The organism is Rhodococcus sp. NPDC060176, from assembly GCF_042728675.1.
In the GTDB taxonomy this organism is placed as follows: domain Bacteria; phylum Actinomycetota; class Actinomycetes; order Mycobacteriales; family Mycobacteriaceae; genus Rhodococcus_F.
Genome location: NZ_JBHWYS010000010.1, coordinates 108,965 through 128,193 on the forward strand (window position 1 = coordinate 108,965; position 19,229 = coordinate 128,193).

The 19,229-nt window shown below is 62.1% G+C and carries 18 protein-coding genes and 1 tRNA gene; 10 read left to right on the top strand and 9 right to left on the bottom strand.

The window, feature by feature from the left end:
• Positions 1-18 precede the first annotated feature (18 nt).
• Positions 19-552 (bottom strand): MarR family winged helix-turn-helix transcriptional regulator, encoded by a 534-nt coding sequence (locus ACFWEM_RS30285; RefSeq protein ID WP_054825961.1) that lies wholly within the window; start codon positions 550-552, stop codon positions 19-21.
• 85 nt (positions 553-637) lie between these two features.
• On the opposite strand from ACFWEM_RS30285, the gene mraY reads away from it, so the two are divergent.
• Positions 638-1,714, top strand: coding sequence for a phospho-N-acetylmuramoyl-pentapeptide-transferase (gene mraY / locus ACFWEM_RS30290; protein ID WP_003941316.1), 1,077 nt, complete (start codon positions 638-640; stop codon positions 1,712-1,714).
• Here mraY and ACFWEM_RS30295 read toward each other — a convergent pair.
• Positions 1,711-2,997: a multidrug effflux MFS transporter gene (locus ACFWEM_RS30295; protein WP_378539433.1), complete on the bottom strand. Its 1,287-nt coding sequence runs from the start codon at positions 2,995-2,997 to the stop codon at positions 1,711-1,713. The two genes, mraY and ACFWEM_RS30295, sit on opposite strands and share 4 nt — an antisense overlap.
• 233 nt (positions 2,998-3,230) lie before the next feature.
• Here ACFWEM_RS30295 and ACFWEM_RS30300 point away from each other — a divergent pair.
• Positions 3,231-3,301, top strand: a tRNA-Cys gene (locus tag ACFWEM_RS30300).
• Between the two features lie 120 nt (positions 3,302-3,421).
• Entirely contained in the window at positions 3,422-4,756 is a 1,335-nt protein-coding gene (gene dcm, locus ACFWEM_RS30305; RefSeq protein ID WP_378539434.1) for a DNA (cytosine-5-)-methyltransferase, read from the top strand.
• Positions 4,757-4,838: 82 nt separating this feature from the next.
• Here the strand turns inward: dcm and ACFWEM_RS30310 are convergent, their stop codons facing one another.
• Together ACFWEM_RS30310 and ACFWEM_RS30315 are read right to left on the bottom strand one after the other, a co-directional pair.
• Positions 4,839-4,964 (bottom strand): hypothetical protein, encoded by a 126-nt coding sequence (locus ACFWEM_RS30310; protein ID WP_003941303.1) that lies wholly within the window; start codon positions 4,962-4,964, stop codon positions 4,839-4,841.
• 394 nt (positions 4,965-5,358) lie between these two features.
• Positions 5,359-6,006: a TetR/AcrR family transcriptional regulator gene (locus ACFWEM_RS30315; protein WP_378449308.1), complete on the bottom strand. Its 648-nt coding sequence runs from the start codon at positions 6,004-6,006 to the stop codon at positions 5,359-5,361.
• A 97-nt stretch (positions 6,007-6,103) separates the two neighbouring features.
• Between ACFWEM_RS30315 and ACFWEM_RS30320 the strand changes: the two genes are divergently transcribed.
• Positions 6,104-7,894, top strand: a complete 1,791-nt coding sequence (locus ACFWEM_RS30320; protein WP_378539435.1) for an amidohydrolase family protein — start codon at positions 6,104-6,106, stop codon at positions 7,892-7,894.
• On the top strand, positions 7,891-8,736 hold the full coding sequence (locus tag ACFWEM_RS30325) for an alpha/beta fold hydrolase (RefSeq protein ID WP_378539436.1): 846 nt from the start codon (positions 7,891-7,893) through the stop codon (positions 8,734-8,736). Before ACFWEM_RS30320 ends, ACFWEM_RS30325 begins: the two co-directional genes overlap by 4 nt.
• Before the next feature lie 73 nt (positions 8,737-8,809).
• Here ACFWEM_RS30325 and ACFWEM_RS30330 read toward each other — a convergent pair whose 3' ends face one another.
• Genes ACFWEM_RS30330 through ACFWEM_RS30340 form a run of 3 tightly spaced genes read right to left on the bottom strand, consistent with a single transcriptional unit; the run spans position 8,810 to position 11,908 of the window.
• Positions 8,810-9,949, bottom strand: a complete 1,140-nt coding sequence (locus ACFWEM_RS30330; protein WP_378449311.1) for a sulfotransferase family protein — start codon at positions 9,947-9,949, stop codon at positions 8,810-8,812.
• Between the two features lie 7 nt (positions 9,950-9,956).
• Complete coding sequence (locus ACFWEM_RS30335) at positions 9,957-10,739, bottom strand: SDR family oxidoreductase (protein WP_378539437.1); 783 nt, start codon at positions 10,737-10,739, stop codon at positions 9,957-9,959.
• Positions 10,740-10,741: 2 nt separating this feature from the next.
• Positions 10,742-11,908 (bottom strand): hypothetical protein, encoded by a 1,167-nt coding sequence (locus ACFWEM_RS30340; RefSeq protein WP_378539438.1) that lies wholly within the window; start codon positions 11,906-11,908, stop codon positions 10,742-10,744.
• A gap of 116 nt (positions 11,909-12,024) precedes the next feature.
• Here ACFWEM_RS30340 and ACFWEM_RS30345 point away from each other — a divergent pair, with 116 nt between their 5' ends.
• The 5 genes from ACFWEM_RS30345 to ACFWEM_RS30365 all read left to right on the top strand — a co-directional run bounded on the left by ACFWEM_RS30345 (position 12,025) and on the right by ACFWEM_RS30365 (position 17,395).
• Positions 12,025-12,960 (top strand): helix-turn-helix domain-containing protein, encoded by a 936-nt coding sequence (locus ACFWEM_RS30345; RefSeq protein WP_378539439.1) that lies wholly within the window; start codon positions 12,025-12,027, stop codon positions 12,958-12,960.
• 145 nt (positions 12,961-13,105) lie between these two features.
• The gene (gene cysD / locus ACFWEM_RS30350) at positions 13,106-14,032 is read left to right on the top strand and encodes a sulfate adenylyltransferase subunit CysD (RefSeq protein ID WP_378539440.1); all 927 of its coding nucleotides are present in this window, start codon (positions 13,106-13,108) and stop codon (positions 14,030-14,032) included.
• Complete coding sequence (gene cysC / locus ACFWEM_RS30355) at positions 14,032-15,876, top strand: adenylyl-sulfate kinase (RefSeq protein ID WP_378539441.1); 1,845 nt, start codon at positions 14,032-14,034, stop codon at positions 15,874-15,876. Before cysD ends, cysC begins: the two co-directional genes overlap by 1 nt.
• Positions 15,873-17,027: a 3'(2'),5'-bisphosphate nucleotidase CysQ gene (locus ACFWEM_RS30360; RefSeq protein WP_378539442.1), complete on the top strand. Its 1,155-nt coding sequence runs from the start codon at positions 15,873-15,875 to the stop codon at positions 17,025-17,027. Before cysC ends, ACFWEM_RS30360 begins: the two co-directional genes overlap by 4 nt.
• Positions 17,024-17,395, top strand: coding sequence for a limonene-1,2-epoxide hydrolase family protein (locus tag ACFWEM_RS30365; protein WP_378539443.1), 372 nt, complete (start codon positions 17,024-17,026; stop codon positions 17,393-17,395). Before ACFWEM_RS30360 ends, ACFWEM_RS30365 begins: the two co-directional genes overlap by 4 nt.
• Before the next feature lie 9 nt (positions 17,396-17,404).
• Here the strand turns inward: ACFWEM_RS30365 and ACFWEM_RS30370 are convergent, their stop codons facing one another.
• Both ACFWEM_RS30370 and ACFWEM_RS30375 read right to left on the bottom strand, forming a co-directional pair.
• On the bottom strand, positions 17,405-18,556 hold the full coding sequence (locus ACFWEM_RS30370; protein ID WP_378449318.1) for a N(5)-(carboxyethyl)ornithine synthase: 1,152 nt from the start codon (positions 18,554-18,556) through the stop codon (positions 17,405-17,407).
• A gap of 233 nt (positions 18,557-18,789) precedes the next feature.
• Complete coding sequence (locus ACFWEM_RS30375; RefSeq protein WP_003941367.1) at positions 18,790-19,167, bottom strand: MarR family winged helix-turn-helix transcriptional regulator; 378 nt, start codon at positions 19,165-19,167, stop codon at positions 18,790-18,792.
• Positions 19,168-19,229 lie beyond the last annotated feature (62 nt).

Sequence of the window (19,229 nt, forward strand, 5' to 3'; positions counted from 1 at the left end):
TGTGTACGGGTGGTCGGTTCACCACTTGGTGGGCGCGCCGCCGGTGTCGAAGTCCCCGGCGGTCTTGCGAAGCTCAGTGAGGATCGTCACCAATTGTTCGAGCTTGTCCTGCTGGAGTCCGGGGTGAGCGAACACCTTGCTGTTGAGCATTTCGGTCGCTTCGAGGGCCAGTGCGCGACCGGCGTCGGAGATCTCGATGAGCGTCGCGCGTCGATCACTGGGATGCGGGACCCGCCTGACCAACTCCGCTTTCTCCAAACGGTCGACGGCATTGGTGACACTGGTGGGGTGAACCTGGAGGCGGGCACTTGCCTTGGCCATCGGGAGTGCGCCCGACCTGGTGAAGGTGAGAAGCGTCAGCAATTCGTAGCGGGCGAAGGTCAACCCGAGCGGCTTGAGTACCTCTTCGACCCGCGCCATCATGATCTGCTGTGCTCGCATCACCGACGTGACCGCAGCCATACCGTCGGCGACGTCGCTCCACCCGTGCTCCGTCCACTGACGATGCGCCTCTTCGATGGGGTCGAGGGGGAGCGGTGCGGGGGGAGACATAAGGTCGATCATCCCATGCTCCGAAGCGGTCGGGTGCCTTGTCTGATTGTGTGTCGCAGCCGCTTACGTCTGTAGAGTCCCACGGGTGATTTCAATCCTCGTCGCGGGTGGCGTCTCGTTGTTCGTCGCCCTCTTCCTGACTCCGTTTCTCATTCGTGTGCTTTCGCGGCAGGGGCTCGGGCACGAGATTCGGATCGAGGGCCCGCAGAGTCACCAAGGCAAGCGTGGCACCCCGTCGATGGGCGGCATCGCGATCATCGCCGGCATGTGGGCGGGCTACCTGGCGGCACACATCATCGGTTTCGGCTCGCGGCTACCGCGGCTGTCTGCGTCCGGTTGGTTGGTTCTCGCGCTCGCGACGTCACTGGGAATCGTCGGCTTTCTCGACGACTTCATCAAGATCCGCAAGAAGCGCAACCTCGGGCTCAACAAGACGGCCAAGACCGTTGGTCAGCTGGCGAGCGCCATCATCTTCGGCATTCTGTTCCTGCAGTTCTCCAACAACAATGGAGTCACACCAGGCAGTCAGTATCTGTCCCACGTTCGTGACATCTCGGTGTTCTCGATGGGGGCCATCGGCTTCGTGGTCTTCTTCTGCATTCTGGTGTTCGCCTGGTCCAACGCCGTCAATTTCACCGACGGTCTCGACGGTCTCGCAGCCGGCTCGATGGGCATGATCCTGGGGACCTACGTCGTCATCGCCGGCTGGCAGTACCGGAACTCGTGTGTCCTCGAGCCCGCCGCCGGATGCTACGACGTTCGTGACCCTCTCGATCTCGCGATCGTTGCTGCCGCAGCAGGCGGAGCGTGCCTGGGCTTCCTCTGGTGGAATGCCGCCCCGGCTCAGATCTTTATGGGCGACACCGGCTCCTTGGCGCTCGGCGGCCTGGTGGTCGGCCTGTCCGTCACGACGCACACCGAGCTGCTGATGGTCATCATCGGCGCCCTGTTCGTCGCTGAGATCCTGTCCGTGATCATCCAGGTTCTGGTGTTCCGATCGTCGGGCCGACGCGTATTCAAGATGGCCCCGATCCATCATCACTTCGAGTTACTCGGCTGGCCGGAAACCGTCGTGATCGCAAGATTCTGGATCTTCGTCGCGATCTCGTGCGTCCTGGGACTTGCCACCTTCTACAGCGAGTGGTTCTCCGCTGCCGGTTAGACCGATTCGCTCTTTCGGGTCGTAGCCAGAAGAGCGATCAGTCCGAGCGACACACACGCCGTCATCGTGACGGCCAGAGCAGTGCTGGTGTTTCCCAGTAGGCCGACGGCGGGCGCGATGGCCGCGCCGACGCCGAACTGAAACGCACCGAGCATCGCCGCAGCAGTACCGGCCGCTTCGCCGTGACGAGCGAGAGCCAGCGCCGGGGCGTTGGGGAGAACAAAGCCGATGGCGCCTGCCATGACCCACAGTGCGATCACGAATCCGGCCAGCCCGCCCAGTTCGAGGACCGCGACAGTGATAACTACCGCGCCGGAGACAACCGCAGCGACGAGCGCCCACTTGGTGATCTGCTGAGGAGTCCAGCGGTCGAGCAGTCGGACGTTGACCTGGGAAGCACCGATCAACGCGATAGCGCCTGCGCTGAAGAGCAGCGCGAACTCCTGTTGATTGAGGCCGTACTGGTCCTGATAGACGAACGACGCCCCGGAGACATACGCGAACAACGACGCCATACCGACGCTGGAGACGAGCGTCAGGACCATGAACGTGCGGTCGCCGAGCAGCGAACCGTAGGTACGGAGAACCGACTTCAATCCGCTCGGGCGACGCTTTTCCTTCGGCAGTGTTTCTGCGAGTCCGAACGCCCCGATCATCGCCGTGCCGACGCCGATCAATGCCAGGACGACGAAGATCCCGCGCCAGTCGAGGGCGACGAGGAGAGCGCCGCCGATGCTGGGCGCCAGGATCGGTGCAACACCGAGCACGAGCATCAGCCGGCTCATCACGACGGCAACGGTGTTACCGCTGTAGAGGTCGCGGACGATCGCCATGGTGACCACTGCCGCGGCTGCCGCGCCCATGCCCTGGAAAACCCGCAGGATGCCGAGGACCGCGATGCTCGGTGCGAAGACAGCCAGCAGCGACGCCAGGATGTGCACGCCGATTCCGGCAAGCAGCGGCTTCTTGCGGCCGAGAGTGTCCGAGAGCGGCCCGACTAACAGCTGTCCGAGTGCGAGGCCGATGAGAGTTCCGGTGATCGTCAGCTGAACCGTTGACGACGAGACTCCGAGATCGGCGCCGATATCCGGCAGCGCGGGCAGGTACATGTCGATGGTGAAGGGCCCGAGCGCCGTCATGGAACCGAGGGCCAGGATCTTGCCGACACTCGGCTTGCGGTCGACACTGCTCGTTTCCAGCGGGGCCGCCTCCGAGGGCGGAGCTGCCTTCACAGGTGGGGCTGCCTTGACGGGCGGGGCGACGGCGGTGTTCTCGGCACTCATGAAACCTTCTGGGTTGTCTGGGTCTGGCGAACTGCTCGGTCGTTCGGTCGAAATTTGGGCCGCAATCGAATGACCTGCGCCCACCGAGGGAGTCAGCATCGAGACTGACCGATTTGTTCCCGAAGGGCCCGCAGTTTTCCCAGAGACTGGAACGCTTGGTGGGATTGCACTCGAATCATGCTGAGCGGAACTGTGGTTCGACGCCGCCACTCGGGGCAGAGTGACTCACTGACGCGGGTGTGGCTGAGTGGCTAGGCACCGGCCTGCAAAGCCGTTCACACGGGTTCGAATCCCGTCATCCGCTCGTGTCGGAGACCGGCAGGCATACCGCCTGCCGGTCTCTCTTGTGTAGTCCTGGTTCACGTCGTCGGCTGAGATAGTCTGGGCTGCCGGAGCGAGCGGACCACATGAGTGAGGCACTGATTTGATTTCGGGACAGGACCTGCGATCGCGGCGCTTGGACGTGGGGATCAGTCAATTCCAGTTCGCCCGCCTCGCGGGAGTCTCGTCAGCCGTCGTCTCCGCGTGGGAACTCGACAAGGCGTATCCCAAACCACCGGCGGAGCGAGCAGTTCTCGCGGCCCTCACCGCATTGGAATCCGCGAAGCGCGAGGGCACCTACGCGGCGCCGCGGAAGCGATCGAGCGGTAGTACCCGTGCGCGTCGAGCGACACCGGTCAACGACCCCGCTTCGGTGACCCGGCGTGCGATCGAAGGGGCAGGAAGCGGCGGCCCCACCGTATTGACGGCGTTCTCGGGTTGTGGCGGTATGGCCGAAGGCTTTCGGATGGCGGGGTTTTCGGTGGAGGGATACATCGAAGTCGTGCCGGAGGCGCGCGCTACCTTCGATCGGAACTTCCCCGGCGCGAAGTGCCTCGGTGAGGACATCCGGGCGATCGACGAAGGCCGTGTGAAAGATCTTCTGGCACAAGTGGACATCGATGTGTTGGCTGGGGGACCGCCGTGTCAGGGTTTCAGTCTCGCCGGCCGCCGAGACCGCGACGATCCGCGTAACCATCTCTTCCGGAACCTACTCGAGCTCGCCGATCTGGTGAGGCCGAAGGTCGTGGTGATGGAAAACGTTCGGCTGCTGCTGAGCATGAAAGACCCGGACGGCGGGATGGTCGTCGACCGGATTCTCGGCGAGATGACTGCACGCGGTTACGACGCGTCGATCAATACGGTCAATGCGCAGGATTACGGAGTCCCGCAGTTCCGGGAGCGAGTGTTCATCGTGGCGACGCGCCGCGACAGTGGTATCGGGCCACTGCGTTTTCCTCCGAAGACTCACGGCGTGAATGGTGTTGCGCCGCTGCGAACTTTTCGTGACGCCACCGTCGACCTGGCCCCGCTGGAATCGGGGCAGGCATGCGAAACAGATCCGCTGCACTGGGCCGTCGAGCATCCCGAGCACGTCCTGCGGTGGCTGCGTGATGTGCCGGAAGGAATGTCGGCTCACGACAACGAAGATCCGGCCATGCGACCGTCGTCCGGATACAACACGACGTACAAGCGACTGCGGTGGGACGAGCCGGCGTCGACGGTTGGAACCACGTTCGGGATGATCTCGGCTTCACGCAACGTGCATCCGAAACACACGCGATCGTTGACCGTTCGAGAAGCTGCTCGCCTCCAGACCTTTCCCGACGACTACGTCTTCGAGGGTAAGTGGGGAGCGGTGCGCACGATGATCGGCAATGCGGTGCCGCCGCAACTGGCCTCGGCGCTGGCAGGAGAGATCAAGAAGGCGCTCGGCTGAGGTAAGGCGCCGACGGAAAATGGGGCCGACATTGTCGGCCCCATTTCGAGTTACGCCCTGGCAGGGGTGTGGTGCAAGCGAATCAGCTGAGGTTGAGCTTGGCGATCAACGGCTGGACGACCTTGATGATGTCGATGACGGCGCTGAGGGTGTTGATGGAACCCATGTTTCGGTCCTCCGTGTCGTATGTACAGGTGTGTATGTACAAGGTTGTGTCTGCGTGGTGTTTCTGTACGACCTCGTGTCGCAGACACAAAGTAGCAAATTGGACGCTTGTTTGGGTCGAAATGACCACTTTGCGCTGAAGTTGCTGAGAAGTTCACGGATTGTTCAGGAACGGAAACAAAAAACAGGCCGGACTCCCCGAAGTCCGGCCTGTCGATGACGCTTTGCGATCAGCTGAATGCCGACAACGCGCTGATGAGGCCGATGCCCGCAACTGCGACCTTGAGGACACTCAAGATGTCTTCGAGCTTGACACCCTCGGGCAATACGTTTTCGACAGACTCCATGTTGGATCCTTCATGTGTTGGGGTCGTGGTCCAGCGCCACTGCAAGCAAGATACCCAATCGTGACCACCTGTGAAACCCCGGCGCGCAGATCACAGTTGTGTTGCGCCGGACTCGCTAGCTGTCGCAGCCACCGTTGCCGCCACAATTTGCTCGACGCTGATGCCGGCGGCCGGTAGGCAGTGATAGAAAATTCGTTCGCAGAGGTCGACCATCTCGCCTCGTTCGAGGGTCGGCTCGTCGATCCAGTTGACGACGATTTCCTCCATGAATGCCTGCCATCCGGCAATGGTTGCCTCGACCGTCGCATTCGACTCGATGCTCAGATCCGTGAGCGCGGCGACGATCCACGTGGTGAAGGTGCGGCGCATCCCGCGGTAGATCGTGCGCATCCGGACGTCGCCGCTGCCGGCCATCCGCATAACGGCAAGGTAAATAGTGGGGTGCTCGATAACGGCATCGACGAAAGTTTCGATACCTGAACGCAGCTGGGACGTGATCGGTAGCTCGGGATCCGGCCGCATTCGATCTTCGAGATCGGCCGAGGCGGCCTCGAGTATGGCGTTCTGGAAACCCTTTTTGTTTTTGAAGTAGTGGAACAGCAGCGGCGGTGAGACGCCGGCCTCGGCCGCAACCCGGTCCATCGACAGCTGATCGAAAGGCTCGGTCCGCAACATGTGCACCGCCACCTCGAGGATTTGCCTCTGACGGTCTTCGGGGGAGCGGGGGACTGCAGCCATTCCGACATCTTATGTATTCGCTCGTAAGGTTCATTGACTTTTACTCAACGCTGTCTATAACGTGAGGTAACACATACGTGAGGCGAGGAGTCCGACAGTGTCTGCTTTCGACATCGTGGTCAACGACGGGTTGTGGTTCGACGGGACGGGGGCTCCTGGTCTACGTCGAAATCTCGGGGTTCGAGACGGCGTGGTCGCGGAGGTGTCCACGACGAGCCTCGAAATCGGGCCGGACACCGAGGTGATCGATGCGGCCGGCAAGTGGGTTCTCCCCGGCTTTGTCGACGTCCACACGCACTACGACGCCGAAGCCTTGGTCAGCCCAGGGCTTCCGGAATCGGTTCGCCACGGCGTCACGACGGTCGTGCTCGGTAATTGCTCACTGTCTACGGTGTATTCGACCCCGCGCGAGATCGCGGACCTGTTCAGCCGAGTCGAAGCAGTTCCCCACGATGCGGTGCTGAGCATCCTCGAAGCGAACAAGACTTGGAGCGGCCCCGCCGCTTATGCCGCCGCACTCGACGCGCTCCCGCTCGGACCCAACGTCGCGGCATTCATCGGCCACTCCGACATTCGTACTCACGTACTCGGTTTGGGGCGAGGCACAGACAAGAAGGTCAAGCCGAGCCGCTCGGAGCTCGGGCGTATGGGCTCGATGCTCGAGGACGCCATCGATGCGGGGATGCTCGGCCTGTCGTCGATGACCAATGCGCTCGACAAGATCGACGGCGACGAATACCGTTCTCGCTCTTTGCCGTCGACGTACGCGCGGTGGAAGGAGTTCCGATTCCTCAACCGTATCCTTCGTGATCGCGGAAAGATCTTGCAGAGCGCTCCGACCATCAACCTGCATCCGAACGTCGCGGCGTTCTTCGCCGAGAGTTCTGCGATCGGACGCAAGAAGCCGCTCAAGACTTCGCTGCTCTCCGGTGCGGATTCGAAGGCCTACCCGGTGATCGTGTACTTCATGCTCGCTGCGGCCCCACTGCTGAACCGTTTCGCCAAGACCGATTTCAAGTGGCAGCACCTTCCGGTTCCCTTCACGGTCTATGCAGACGGAATCGACCTCGTCGTGTTCGAGGAGTTCGGTGCCGGCGCCGCCGCGTTGCATCTCAAGGACCAAGTGGAGCGCAACAAGCTGCTCCAGGACGAGTCGTACCGCCGCGCATTCCGCAAGGACTACGACAACAAGTTCTCACCCCGCATCTGGCACCGCAATTTCTACGACGCCGTCATCGTCGGTTGTCCGGACGAGACGTTGATCGGCAAGAACTTCGGTCAGGTCGGAGACATCCGGGGAGTGCACCCGGTGGACGCGTACCTCGACTTGGTGGTCAAGTACGGGCGAGATCTTCGCTGGCGCACCACCATTGCAAATCATCGTCCCAAGTTCGCCAAGAAACTCGCTGCGAGTTCCGGCGTACAGATGGGCTTCGGCGATGCCGGTGCGCATCTGCGCAACATGGCGTTCTACAACTACCCGGTGCGGCTCCTCAAGCGCGTCAAGGACGCCCAGAGTGATCGCAAGCCGTTCCTGACCATCGAGCGCGCAATTCACCGCCTGACCGGAGAGTTGGCGGACTGGTACGGAATCGATGCCGGGCATCTACGCCAGGGTGACCGCGCGGACTTCGTTGTCATCGACCCGGCCGGGCTCGACGAGTCGGTCGACGGGTTGTTCGAGGCAACCGTCCCCGAGTACGGCGGAATCAGCCGGATGGTCAACCGCAGCGACGATGCAGCCGTCGCGACAGTGATCAACGGCCGACTCGTCTACAGCGACGGCGAATTCGCCCCGGGATTCGGAACCGAAAAGACGGGTCAATTCCTGCGCGCCGGCGAAAAGGCTCCAACTACGGGTGTCGCGAAGACTAGCGTGGCGCTATGACTTCACCGGCGGATCGCCTCACCTCGTACTCCCGGTCCGGACTGACCTTCGACGTACGCGACGAAGGGCCGATCGACGGTCCGGTCGTGGCCCTCCTGCACGGTTTTCCGCAGGATTCGAGTTCGTGGGATCAGCTCGCACCGCTACTGCACGCCCGCGGCTTCCGTACCGTCGCACCGGATCAGCGAGGGTACTCACCCGGCGCGCGGCCGAAAGCGCGCTGGGCGTACCGCGGGTCAGAGCTTGCCGCAGATTCTGTCGCATTGATCGACGCACTCGGTGTGGGGAAGGTGCACCTGGTCGGCCACGACTGGGGTGCCGCAGTTGCATGGCAGGTCGCTGCCGAGCGGCCCGATTTGCTCAATACTGTTACCGCGGTGTCGGTTCCGCATCCACTTGCGTTCGTCAAGGCGATGGTGACCAGCACACAGGGACTGAAATCGTGGTACATGGGGGCGTTCCAATTGCCCTTCGTTCCCGAGAAGGTTCTGTCCTCCACGTCGGCGGGTGAGAAGTTCCTGATCTCGAGCGGACAGACGCCGGAGAACGCACGGCGCGATCTGAATGCCATGCTGGCTCCCGGCCGCCTGCGCGGTGGTCTGAACTGGTATCGCGCGATGTGGATGACCAAGCCGAACCCCGCAACTGCCCGGGTCACCGTGCCGACCATGCACGTCTGGAGCGACGGCGATGCTGCCATCGGGCCCAAGGGTTCTGCGCTCACCCCCGCGTTTGTCGACGGCCCGTACCGGTTCGAGGTTCTCAGCGGCGTGAGCCACTGGATTCCGGACGAGGCGCCGGTCGAGTTGGACCGACTGCTGGGTGAGCATCTCAGCAGCTGACCGCGTTTCGATCACTGAAGCCCCGCCGGTCGGCGGGGCTTCAGTTGTCAGCAAGGTCGTCGGGCGGCGGGGGTCAGCGAGTTCCGAATCGCTCTTCCACCTGCTCCTTCGTCAGACCGAACTCCTCGAGCGTGTACTTGTGCGAAGGTCGGCGAGCACCCGAGCGGCTTTCCTCGTGCATGGCCTCCATCGACTGCTGCGCGGCAGATGTCAACGGGATGTCGAAGTGTGTGTAGATGTTCTCGACGGTGCCCAGCGGATCGGTGACGAAGTCCTGATAGTCGACGTCGATGAACTGTGCCGGATTGTGGTGTGCGCGTGCACTGTCGAACTGCTCGAGACCCCTGGCCCACAATTCCAGCTGACTTTCGCCGATCACCTTGTCGGTGAACGTGTTCGACCAACCATCCGTTGCCTGAGCGGCCAGGCTGCACACCGACGGAATGATCGTCGTAGGGGAGCGGTGAGTCTGAATGACGAGCGCATCGGGGTACGCCTGCATCAATTCGTCGAGCGCAAACAGGTGGCTCGGGTTCTTGAGGACCCACCGTCGATCCTGATCGGGCAGACCGATCAACTGCAGGTTCTTCTTGTGTCGTGCATAGGCATTCGACCATTCCTGGTCCTTCAGCCATGCGGAGTACGTGGGCAGGTTCGCCAGGCACTCGTAGGACACGGACTTGAACGTCTGGCGTAGCAGCTGCCAGCACTCTTCGACTTCACTGGCTGACATGTAGTGCACGCCCATGAATTCGGGATGCTCGACGTGGTGCTGCCCGAACGTCTCCTCGATCTTGGCGAAGACCGGGTTCGACTCCCACGTGTCACGAGGTGGTCGAGGCTGCGGAAACTCGGTCAGCCACATCTCGAGGCCCTGGTGGGCCGGGTCGACTGTGAGGAGGCGGTGCAGGGCCGTGGTGCCGGTGCGCGGCAATCCGGTGACGAAGATCGGACGCTCGATCTTGACGTCGGCGTGCTCAGGGTGTTCCTTCCATGCCGATTCACTGAGCAGACGTGCCACCAGCGCGCCGCGAAGGAATACCCGAGAGATCTTGCTGCCGAAGGGGGTCAGATCCTCGTCGCGGTCGTAGGACTCGAGGAGGACCGACAGAGCCTCGGTGTAATCGTCGACGCCGAAATCCGTAAGTCCGGTCATCCGCGTTGCCGAGGCGTGGAGATCCTCGACGGTGCCGACGTGAGTGCGTTCAGTCATGGTGCTCCTAGTGATGGAATTCGCCGCAGTTGACGTCGATACATTGGCCCGTGATCGCGCTGGCCATCGGAGACGCCAGGAAGATCGCCGCGTCGGATACTTCATCTGTCGTCGGTAGGCGCTTGAGGTCGGTGTTCGAGGCGGTGTGCTCGTAAATTTGCTCGACGGTCATGCCGAACTTCTCCGCCTGGTGTGCGAAATAACCCTTGAGGGTATCGCCCCAGATATAGCCGGGTGCAATAGAATTGACACGAATTCCGTGCGGACCGAGCTCGGTGGCCAGGGACTGCGACATGGCGAGCAGGGCCGATTTTGCCATCTTGTAGCTGCCGTACCGCTCTTGCGAATGCCGCAACACCATCGAATTGATGTTCACCACGGAGCCGTCCGAATCGGCAAGGGCCGGCGTGAACAGCTGAGTCAGACGCAACGCACCCAGTACGGTCAGTTCGATGCTGTCGCGGATGTGCTGGTAATCGGTGCGAGCCAACGGTTTCATCGACGGTATCGAGAATGCATTGTTGATCAGGGTGTCGACTTTGCCGTAGGCGGCAATGGATTCGGCGACCAGATTCTCGGCGGAAGCCTGGTCGGTGATGTCAGTGGCCACGGTGACGGCGCGTCCACCGGCATCGACGATTTCCTTCGCGACGTCGTCGAGTCGCGATTGCGTGCGCGCTGCGAGAACAAGACTCGCGCCGGCCGACGCACAACGAATGGCCAAAGCGCGGCCGAGTGCCGGACCGACTCCGGAGATGACTACTACACGGTCTTCGAGCAATGCGGTCATGATTACCCCAGCATTCGGTTGTCGATGGCGCCCTGGCGCTGGGCAATTCGCGCTGCCCACTCCTCGGCGGTGATGGCGTTGGTGTCGAAATGCGGCAGGTGCTTCGCAATATCTTCGACTGGAACGATGTCGACGGTTGGGCCGTCCTGCGGCGTCAGCTCACGGGATACGCGCTGCCAACGGAACTGAAGAATGCCGCGCGGATGTCCGACGGTTTCGATCCAGTTGGTGACACCGGGGTTCTTCGCGCTGACCACCATTCGGACCATCCCGTCCGGATCGACCTGCGCCTGGCCGTTGTTGAGGGAGGTCTGATGATTGACGTAGTCGAGCGAGATGTACCAGAGGCTCCCGAGTTGGAATCCCAGATACGGTGCGTCCGACGCCGGAACGGTGATGATCATCGCCTGCTCGTCGGTGAGTTCGTAATGTCCCACCGACGAGTACTGTGTCGCCAGTCCGCCCGGAGTCAGTCGCGGTTCGGTCATGGTGTTGACCGTGAGCTTGAGGTAGAACCACTCTGGAAACTGCAGCCACGTCTTGACCCGCGTGACCAGGGCCTTCCCGGCCCGTGCATACCGCTTCTCGGTCTCTTCCGCGGTGAGGGGCGGCGGAGCGATCCCGATCGAATCGGTGCGCTCGATGCGGATCACGCCGCGCTGCTGACTCCAATCGCTGTAGACCTCGCGCACGACCAACTGCGAGGATCCTGGCGCCAGGGTGTAATAGTTGGCTCGTCCGTCGGCAGGACCGGGGCCGAACCACGCGACGAAGTTGCCGTCGTCGTCTATCTCCAGCTCGCGGTCGTCGAAGGCGATCTCGCTGCCGGGAACATTCGAGTTGGTGTAGTTCCCGCTCAACACCTGGAAGCTGAGATCGGCTGTGGTGCCGCGCTTTCCGGTGACCTTGTATTCCTTGTCGTCGTTGATACGAGCGCCGAAGTACAGGGTGTCCGGGTTGTCGAGGCCCATCTTGGTGAACGGTCCGGTGCCCTGGATGAAACTCGGATGGGTCTTTTCGCCGGCCCACGCGGCATGCGTCGTCGCGATGATTCCGCCGGCCAGATATTGGTATCCCTCCAGTAGATCCTGCTCGGATCTGATGTGCGGCGCAGTCTCGATCAATTTCTCGGCTTCGGCGATCGCCTCGGCAAACGGGTCCGTCAGCACGCTGGCTCCTCACAGTTCCGACTATGTCGCCGGCCCAGAGCGTCGTGGTACAAATATGTACCTATGGGGTAGATGTTTGGTATTCCGACAATAGAACGCGTTCTAGGGAGTGGTCAATGGGTGGACCGGAGAAGGCGCCTGAAGAGGGTCGCTCGAGGGGGAGGCAATCGCCTCCCACCGAACGGGTGGTTCAGGTGCTCGACTACCTCGTCGGCCGCCCTGACCAGCGGTTCGGGCTGTCGGAACTCGCCCGCGCCCTCGAGATCAGCAAGCCGACCTGCCTGGGAATTCTCACGGCGCTGGCTGACCGTGGGTACCTGACACGGGACGAGGTGTCCAAGACATACGGACTCGGTCCAGCTTTGATCGCGGCCGGACGTGCAGCTCAGCGAGGGTTTGCCGTCGGACCTATTGCCCGCACCCACCTGGAGAAGGTGAGCGCGGAGTTCGGCACGACGTGCACGGCGTCCGGTGTGATCGGTGATCAGATCAGTGTTCTCGAAGTGACCGGACCGATCGGCGCGCGTCGCACCGCCAAGGTCGGTCAGGTGTATCCGTTCGCTCCGCCGGTCGGACTGATGTACGTCCTCTGGGGTTCGGATCACGACATGGACAGTTGGCTGAGCAAGGAGCCGAGCTTGCCGGTGCGCTTGGATCGCGAGCGCCTGTGGAACGTGGTCCGCGAGTGCCGATCCGCGGGGTACCTGGTCGAAAGTCTGGATCCGGTGGGGCAGCGACTTCACACGTTGATGGCGGGCGTTGCGACGCACGATCTTCCGCCCGAAGTGCGTGAGCTGCTCGGTGAGATGGTCTCGAGCCTGGGCGAGCGGGTGTACCTGGGGCGCGACATCAGCTCTGACGACGAGCATCCGGTCAGTCTCATCGCCGCCCCGACCTACGACGCCGAAGGGCACCAGGCGCTGGTGCTCACGCTGTATGTCGGCGGCGCAATTTCGGGTGCCGAGATCGAGCGACGCGCCGCGGCGCTGGTTGCGGCGGCAGATGCGGTGACGGCGGAAGTTGGTGGACGGAGTCCGGTTCGCGGTCAGTGACGTCTGGTTGCCGGTCATTGACCTTTGGGTAGAACGAGTTCTATTCTGTGATTGCGTTCAATTTAGAACCAGTCCGGTACATAAATGTACCGATGCGGTGACGAAGTTCCCGCAACGGAGTCAGTGATGCTCAGGAGCGAAAGACATGGCAACACTCCAGACCCCGCCCGCCTACGAGTTGTCGCATCTGCGAGCCCTCGAAGCGGAGGCGGTCCATATTTTCCGCGAAGTGGCAGCGACTTTCGAAAAGCCGGTCCTCCTGTTCTCCGGAGGTAAGGATTCCGTCGTGATGCTGCACGTAGCGGCGAAGGCATTCTGGCCTGCGCCATTGCCGTTCGCCGTGATGCACGTCGACACCGGTCAAAACTTCGACGAGGTGATCGAGTTCCGCGACCGCACGGTCGAACGCTTCAACCTGCGGCTTGTCGTCTCCAGCGTGCAGGACGACATCGATGCCGGACGCGTCATCGAGGACACCGGAGTCGGTTCAAGTCGTAATCGCCTGCAGACGCACGCGTTGCTGCGCGGAATTCGCGACAACAAGTTCGACGCAGTGTTCGGTGGTGCTCGCCGCGACGAAGAGAAAGCGCGAGCCAAGGAACGGGTGTTCAGCTTCCGGGACGAGTTCGGGCAGTGGGATCCCAAGGTGCAGCGGCCTGAACTGTGGAACCTGTACAACGGCAAACACCGTAAGGGTGAACATATTCGGATCTTCCCGCTCTCCAATTGGACAGAGCTCGACATCTGGCAGTACATCGAGAGCGAGCAGATCGACCTTCCCGGCATCTACTACGCCCATCGGCGTGAGGTGGTTCCGCGGGACGGAATGCTGTTGGCACGCACCCGCTTCCTCGAGCTCCGCGCGGGTGAGGAGTCTTACGAGGCGTTGGTGCGCTTCCGTACGGTCGGCGACGCAACCTGCACCGGATGCGTCGAATCGTCGGCCGAAAATCCGGCCGCCGTCGTGGAAGAGGTTGCTGCGAGCCGCATTACCGAGCGTGGCGCAACCAGAGCTGATGACCGTATTTCCGAAGCCGGCATGGAAGATCGTAAGAAAGAGGGGTACTTCTGATGCCGCAACTGCTGAGAGTTGCTACGGCGGGCAGTGTCGACGACGGTAAATCCACACTCATCGGCCGGTTGCTCTACGACTCCAAGTCGATCTTCGAGGATCAACTCGAGGCCGTGGAGCGGAGCAGTCGAGAACGGGGAGACGAGTACGCCAACCTCGCGCTACTGACCGACGGATTGCGCGCCGAGCGTGAACAGGGCATCACGATCGACGTGGCCCACCGGTATTTCGCCACCCCTCATCGCAAGTTCATCATCGCCGACACTCCCGGGCACGAGCAGTACACCCGCAACATGGTGACCGGCGCTTCGACGGCAGATCTCGCCCTGATCCTGGTGGATGCCCGTAAAGGAGTGCTCGAACAGACGCGGCGCCATGCCTTCCTGTCGACTCTTCTGGGTATTCCCCACCTCGTGTTGTGTGTGAACAAGATGGACTTGGTGGGCTGGTCTCAGGAACGATTCGAGGAGATCAAGGAAGAATTCCGGCAGTTCGCGATCAAGTTGGACGTCCACGATCTGACGTTCATTCCAGTCTCGGCGCTGTTGGGAGACAACATCGTTGCGCGGACCGAGAACATGTCGTGGTACGACGGGCCGTCGCTGTTGCACCATCTGGAGCAGGTGCACATCGCGTCGGATCGCAACTTGATCGATGCTCGGTTTCCAGTGCAGTACGTGATCCGTCCGCAGAAGCAGACCGACGCCGACCTCCACGATTTCCGTGGTTACGCGGGAACGGTGGCCAGTGGCGTCTTCAAGCCGGGCGACGAAATCGTGGCGTTGCCTTCTGGATTCACGTCGACGGTGAAGGCAGTGCACGGGCCGGGCGGCGACGTGATCGACGAGGCGTTTGCGCCCGCGGCCGTGTGCATCGAACTGACCGACGATCTCGACGTCAGCCGTGGGGACCAATTGTGTCGGCTCAACAACCGGCCGCAGGTCGGGCAGGAAATCGATGCGATGGTCTGTTGGCTGACCGAACAGACCACGCTGTCGGAAAACAATCGCTACTCGTTGCTGCACACCACGCGCTTCACGAAGGCGCAGATCGTCAAGCTCGACTATCGCCTGGACGTCAATTCTCTGCACCGCGACGAGAAGGCAGAATCTCTGTCCCTCAACGAGATCGGTCGCATCTCGATCAAAACGCAGCAGCCGTTGATGTTCGATCCCTACCGCCGCAACCGCGTGACAGGCAGCTTCATTCTCGTGGACGAGACCACGGGCAACACCGTCGCAGCCGGAATGATCAACGGACCGACACTCAAGGAATCGCGCGTCGTCTGGCACAGTTCGGAGGTCTCTCGCGAGGAACGTGCGACTACCGGCGGGACTGTGTGGCTTACCGGTCTCTCGGCCTCGGGTAAGTCCACGATCGCGGTGGAACTCGAGCGGCGTTTGGTGGCCGCGGGTATCCCGGCGTACCGCCTCGACGGCGACAACCTCCGGCACGGACTGAACGCGGATCTGGGATTCAGTGCCGATGACCGCGCCGAGAACGTCCGCCGAGTCGGCTCGGTGGCGCAATTGTTCGCCGATTCCGGGGCCGTGGCAGTGGCCTGCCTGATCAGCCCGTACCGCGAAGATCGTGATCGAGTGCGGGCGGCGCACGAGGCCGCTGGACTGAAGTTCGTCGAGGTCTATGTCGACACCCCGATCGAGCAATGTGAAGCCCGAGACCCCAAGGGTATGTACGCCAAGGCCAGGGCCGGGGAAATCACGGGATTCACCGGCGTCGACGATCCCTACGAAGCTCCGACAAGCCCCGAGTTGGTGATCAGACCCGAAGACGGAACGCCTACCGAACTTGCGCTGCGAATTATGGAAGTGTTGGACCGGTGAGCGAATCCACACACAGCAGAATCGCCGACGAGGCACTCGCGGCGGAATTGGCGCAGGCCGCTGGTGCGATCCTCCTGGGGATCCGAGCCGAGGGTCTGGGCGTCGACGACGGTCGTGAGCTGGGTCGGCGGGGCGACAAGGCCGCCGATTCCTACATCCTCGACCGGTTGGCGGCCGAGCGGCCGGGCGATGCCGTGCTCTCGGAAGAATCTGCCGACGATCGCAGTCGCCTGGAGGCGTCCCGAGTCTGGATCATCGATCCGCTCGACGGCTCCAAGGAATACGGACTCCCGGATCATTCGGATTGGGCAGTGCACGTGGCGCTTTGGGAACGCGATAGTGGGATTACCGCAGCCGCGGTGTCGCAGCCCGCGCTCGGCGCCGTCTATTCCAGTGGCGACGAGGCAGTCTCGGTGACTGCCAACTCTCCGCTCCGGGTAGTCGTCAGTGGCTCGCGGCCGCCCGCATTCACCGAAGCCGTGGCTGCCGAACTCGGCGCCGACGTTGTGCACATGGGGTCGGCCGGCGCCAAGGCGATGGCGGTGGTGCGCGGTGAGGTCGATGCGTATCTGCACGCCGGTGGGCAGTGGGAATGGGATTCGGCGGCACCGGTCGGCGTCGCGCAGGCAGCAGGACTGCATTGCAGCCGCATCGACGGTTCGCCGTTGCTCTACAACGAATCTCACCCCTACCTGCCGGACCTCGTGATCTGCCGACCGGAATTGGCTGAGTCGATCCTCGGCGCAATTGCCAAGCACTCCACGGAGTCTGCGGTCAGCGGGCGCATCGCCATGGCACGTGAGTACGTGAACGCATTGCTCACTCACGACGCAACGAAGGTCCGTTTTGCCGCCGACGCCTGGCGAGTCGAGAACGGTCAGCGAACCGGTGACACCGGCGTTTTCATCAGCAACGAGCTCGAACAGGGGCAGCAGTATCGCGGAATCGTGGCGATACGTGAACTCGCGCTGCGCGAGTGGGGCGAGAGTGTCGTAGCGCGGTATCTGCTGGATCTCGGAACACCTGGCCAGGCGCCGGCCGTCACGGTTTTCGTCACCGAGTACTTCGGGATACCGGCAGGCGAGATCGAAAGCATCATGGCAATCATCGAACCCCACGAAGACAATTCGAAAGAGGCTGGCACACAATGACACCGGACAAGCTGGTCAACGAATTCTGCGCACTGTGGGCAAATGCCGATGTCGCGAAGATCGTCGAGTACTTCACCGATGACGTCGTTTATCACAACATTCCGATGGAGCCCGTTGTCGGCCGGGAGGCCGTCCGCGCGTTCATCGAGCAATTTGTCGGTGCCTTCGGAAACATCGACTTTCAGATCAAGCGTCAGGTCGCGGACGGCAGCGTGGTGATGAACGAACGCGTCGACGTCTTCACCATCAACGGCGCCGAGGTAGCGCTCCCGGTGATGGGGGTATTCGAAGTCACGGACGGAAAGATCAGCGCCTGGCGCGACTATTTCGACATGGCGCCGATCAACGCGGCAGCCGGCCAGGCCTGATCGGGGCGGCTACTCCGCGATGACGGCGTGCGGGTAGTCCGGCGAGCGGTGCTGGAACCGTGTGATGGCCGGATTCACGATGACGCCGTCACGGATTTCGATGGCCCGATCGACGGTCTCGTCTGCCTTCCATGCCGTCTCTCCCGCCATCACGGTGGGCAGGTAGGGGAGAAGAGACTCGCTGATTTCCCACGATGCCGAGTTCCACAGGTACGACGGACTGTGGTCGACGCCGTAATAGGTGATGTTGTCACCGACGATGAAGGTCGGCTCGGCAAACGAGGTGGGGCGAGCCCAACTGAAGCCCATGCCTTCGTCGCACGACACGTCGACGATGAGGCTGCCGGGTTGGAAGTCCATGAGGTCTTCCTCGGTCAGGAAAGTCAGTGGGGCGTCGGTGTTCTGCAGTACGCAGTTGACGACGATGTCGTGCTCGGCCAAGAAGCCGGGTACCGGCACGCTGTGGTTGTCGAGCATCACGTGGCTGCCACGGACGTCACCGTTGTTGTTGTCGAACGAGACCATGCGCGCCGAGTGGATAGGGGAGCTGACGGCGGTGACTCCACGTTGGGTGAGGACGTTCACTTCGTGGATGCCGTGCGCCTTGAGTGCTGTGACCGCGCCGCGTGCAGTGGCTCCGAAGCCGATCACGGCAGCAGTGAGACGGCGGCCGTAGTCTCCGGTGGAACCGATCAACTGCAGGGCGTGCAGTACCGAGCAATAGCCGGCGAGCTCGTTGTTCTTGTGGAACACATGCAGATTGAACGATCCGTCGCTGTGCCAGAAGTTCATGGCCTCGAAGGCGATGAGAGTCAGTTTCTTGTCGATCGCGATCTGTGTCAGTTCGGTGTCCTGGACGCAGTGCGGCCAGCCCCAGAGAACCTGACCGGATCGTAGTTCGGCGAGGTCACGCACCAACGGCTTCGGTAGCAGAACCACATCGGTTTCCGCCAAAATCTGCTTGCGCGTGCGGATTCCGGCAACCAGGCGCGAGAGGTAGTCGTCGGAGTAGCCGAAGGGGTGGCCGTAGCCCTCTTCGAGGTAGATCCGAGAACGTAGTTCGGCATCGATGCGATCGAAATGCGCAGGATGGATCGGCAACCGGCGTTCTGCCGGTTTGCTCGACTGTCCGATGACTCCAAGGGTGCGTGCGTTGTTCAATTGTGTATCTCTCGATAGGAGCAGGTAGAGATGTCAGGCAGGAGCCTGAGGGACTAGCAGAAGCCGCAGGAACGCTGGCAGATTGCCTCGGCCAGGACCGCGTGAAAGCGTGCTGGCTGCGCTGCTGTCGATCGCCGACGGCAACAGAAAGGCGCGTCGGTATGTGCTCAGTCTAGTCCGGAACGGCCCTCGCCCGGTGGCCGGGCGCTGTGTTGTGCTCCGCTGACGTGTGGCTACTGCTCGCGCAGGCGTGAATCCAGTACGGCCAGTTGGATTTTGCTGGCGTCCGCGTGTACCTGACGTCCTTTGTCGGTGACGTCGACGAAGACTCCGCGCCGGTCGGCCTCGCACAGTGCTCGCTGAACCAGTCCGGCCTTCTCGAGACGAGCCACGCTTCGGGAGAGCGCGCTGGGACTCAGATACATCTCCGAGGCAAGCTCCTGCATGCGTGGACGTTCGCACGTGGCGTCCATGAGTCGGTCGAGAGCCTCGAAGTCGCTCATGCTCAGCCCATGCGCCGACTGCATCTGGCGATCGAGTTCGCACGCGATGTCGTTGTAGCTGGTCGACAGCGAGCGCCAGGTGTTGCGCAATTCGGATTCCGACGTCACGACCGCATTCTAGTTGAAGACTCGATTACGTGCAATTGCATTAAATGCTTGTGCATTATGTG

What these genes read in the sequence shown, in the direction of transcription:
- ACFWEM_RS30335 (WP_378539437.1), bottom strand. Translation starts at nt 10,739, where the DNA reads ATGACCGCATTGCTCGAAGACCGTGTAGTAGTCATCTCCGGAGTCGGT.
- cysC (WP_378539441.1), top strand. Translation starts at nt 14,032, where the DNA reads ATGCCGCAACTGCTGAGAGTTGCTACGGCGGGCAGTGTCGACGACGGT.
- ACFWEM_RS30295 (WP_378539433.1), bottom strand. Translation starts at nt 2,997, where the DNA reads ATGAGTGCCGAGAACACCGCCGTCGCCCCGCCCGTCAAGGCAGCCCCA.
- ACFWEM_RS30330 (WP_378449311.1), bottom strand. Translation starts at nt 9,949, where the DNA reads ATGACTGAACGCACTCACGTCGGCACCGTCGAGGATCTCCACGCCTCG.
- ACFWEM_RS30325 (WP_378539436.1), top strand. Translation starts at nt 7,891, where the DNA reads ATGACTTCACCGGCGGATCGCCTCACCTCGTACTCCCGGTCCGGACTG.
- ACFWEM_RS30285 (WP_054825961.1), bottom strand. Translation starts at nt 552, where the DNA reads ATGTCTCCCCCCGCACCGCTCCCCCTCGACCCCATCGAAGAGGCGCAT.
- ACFWEM_RS30345 (WP_378539439.1), top strand. Translation starts at nt 12,025, where the DNA reads ATGGGTGGACCGGAGAAGGCGCCTGAAGAGGGTCGCTCGAGGGGGAGG.
- cysD (WP_378539440.1), top strand. Translation starts at nt 13,106, where the DNA reads ATGGCAACACTCCAGACCCCGCCCGCCTACGAGTTGTCGCATCTGCGA.
- ACFWEM_RS30365 (WP_378539443.1), top strand. Translation starts at nt 17,024, where the DNA reads ATGACACCGGACAAGCTGGTCAACGAATTCTGCGCACTGTGGGCAAAT.
- ACFWEM_RS30315 (WP_378449308.1), bottom strand. Translation starts at nt 6,006, where the DNA reads ATGGCTGCAGTCCCCCGCTCCCCCGAAGACCGTCAGAGGCAAATCCTC.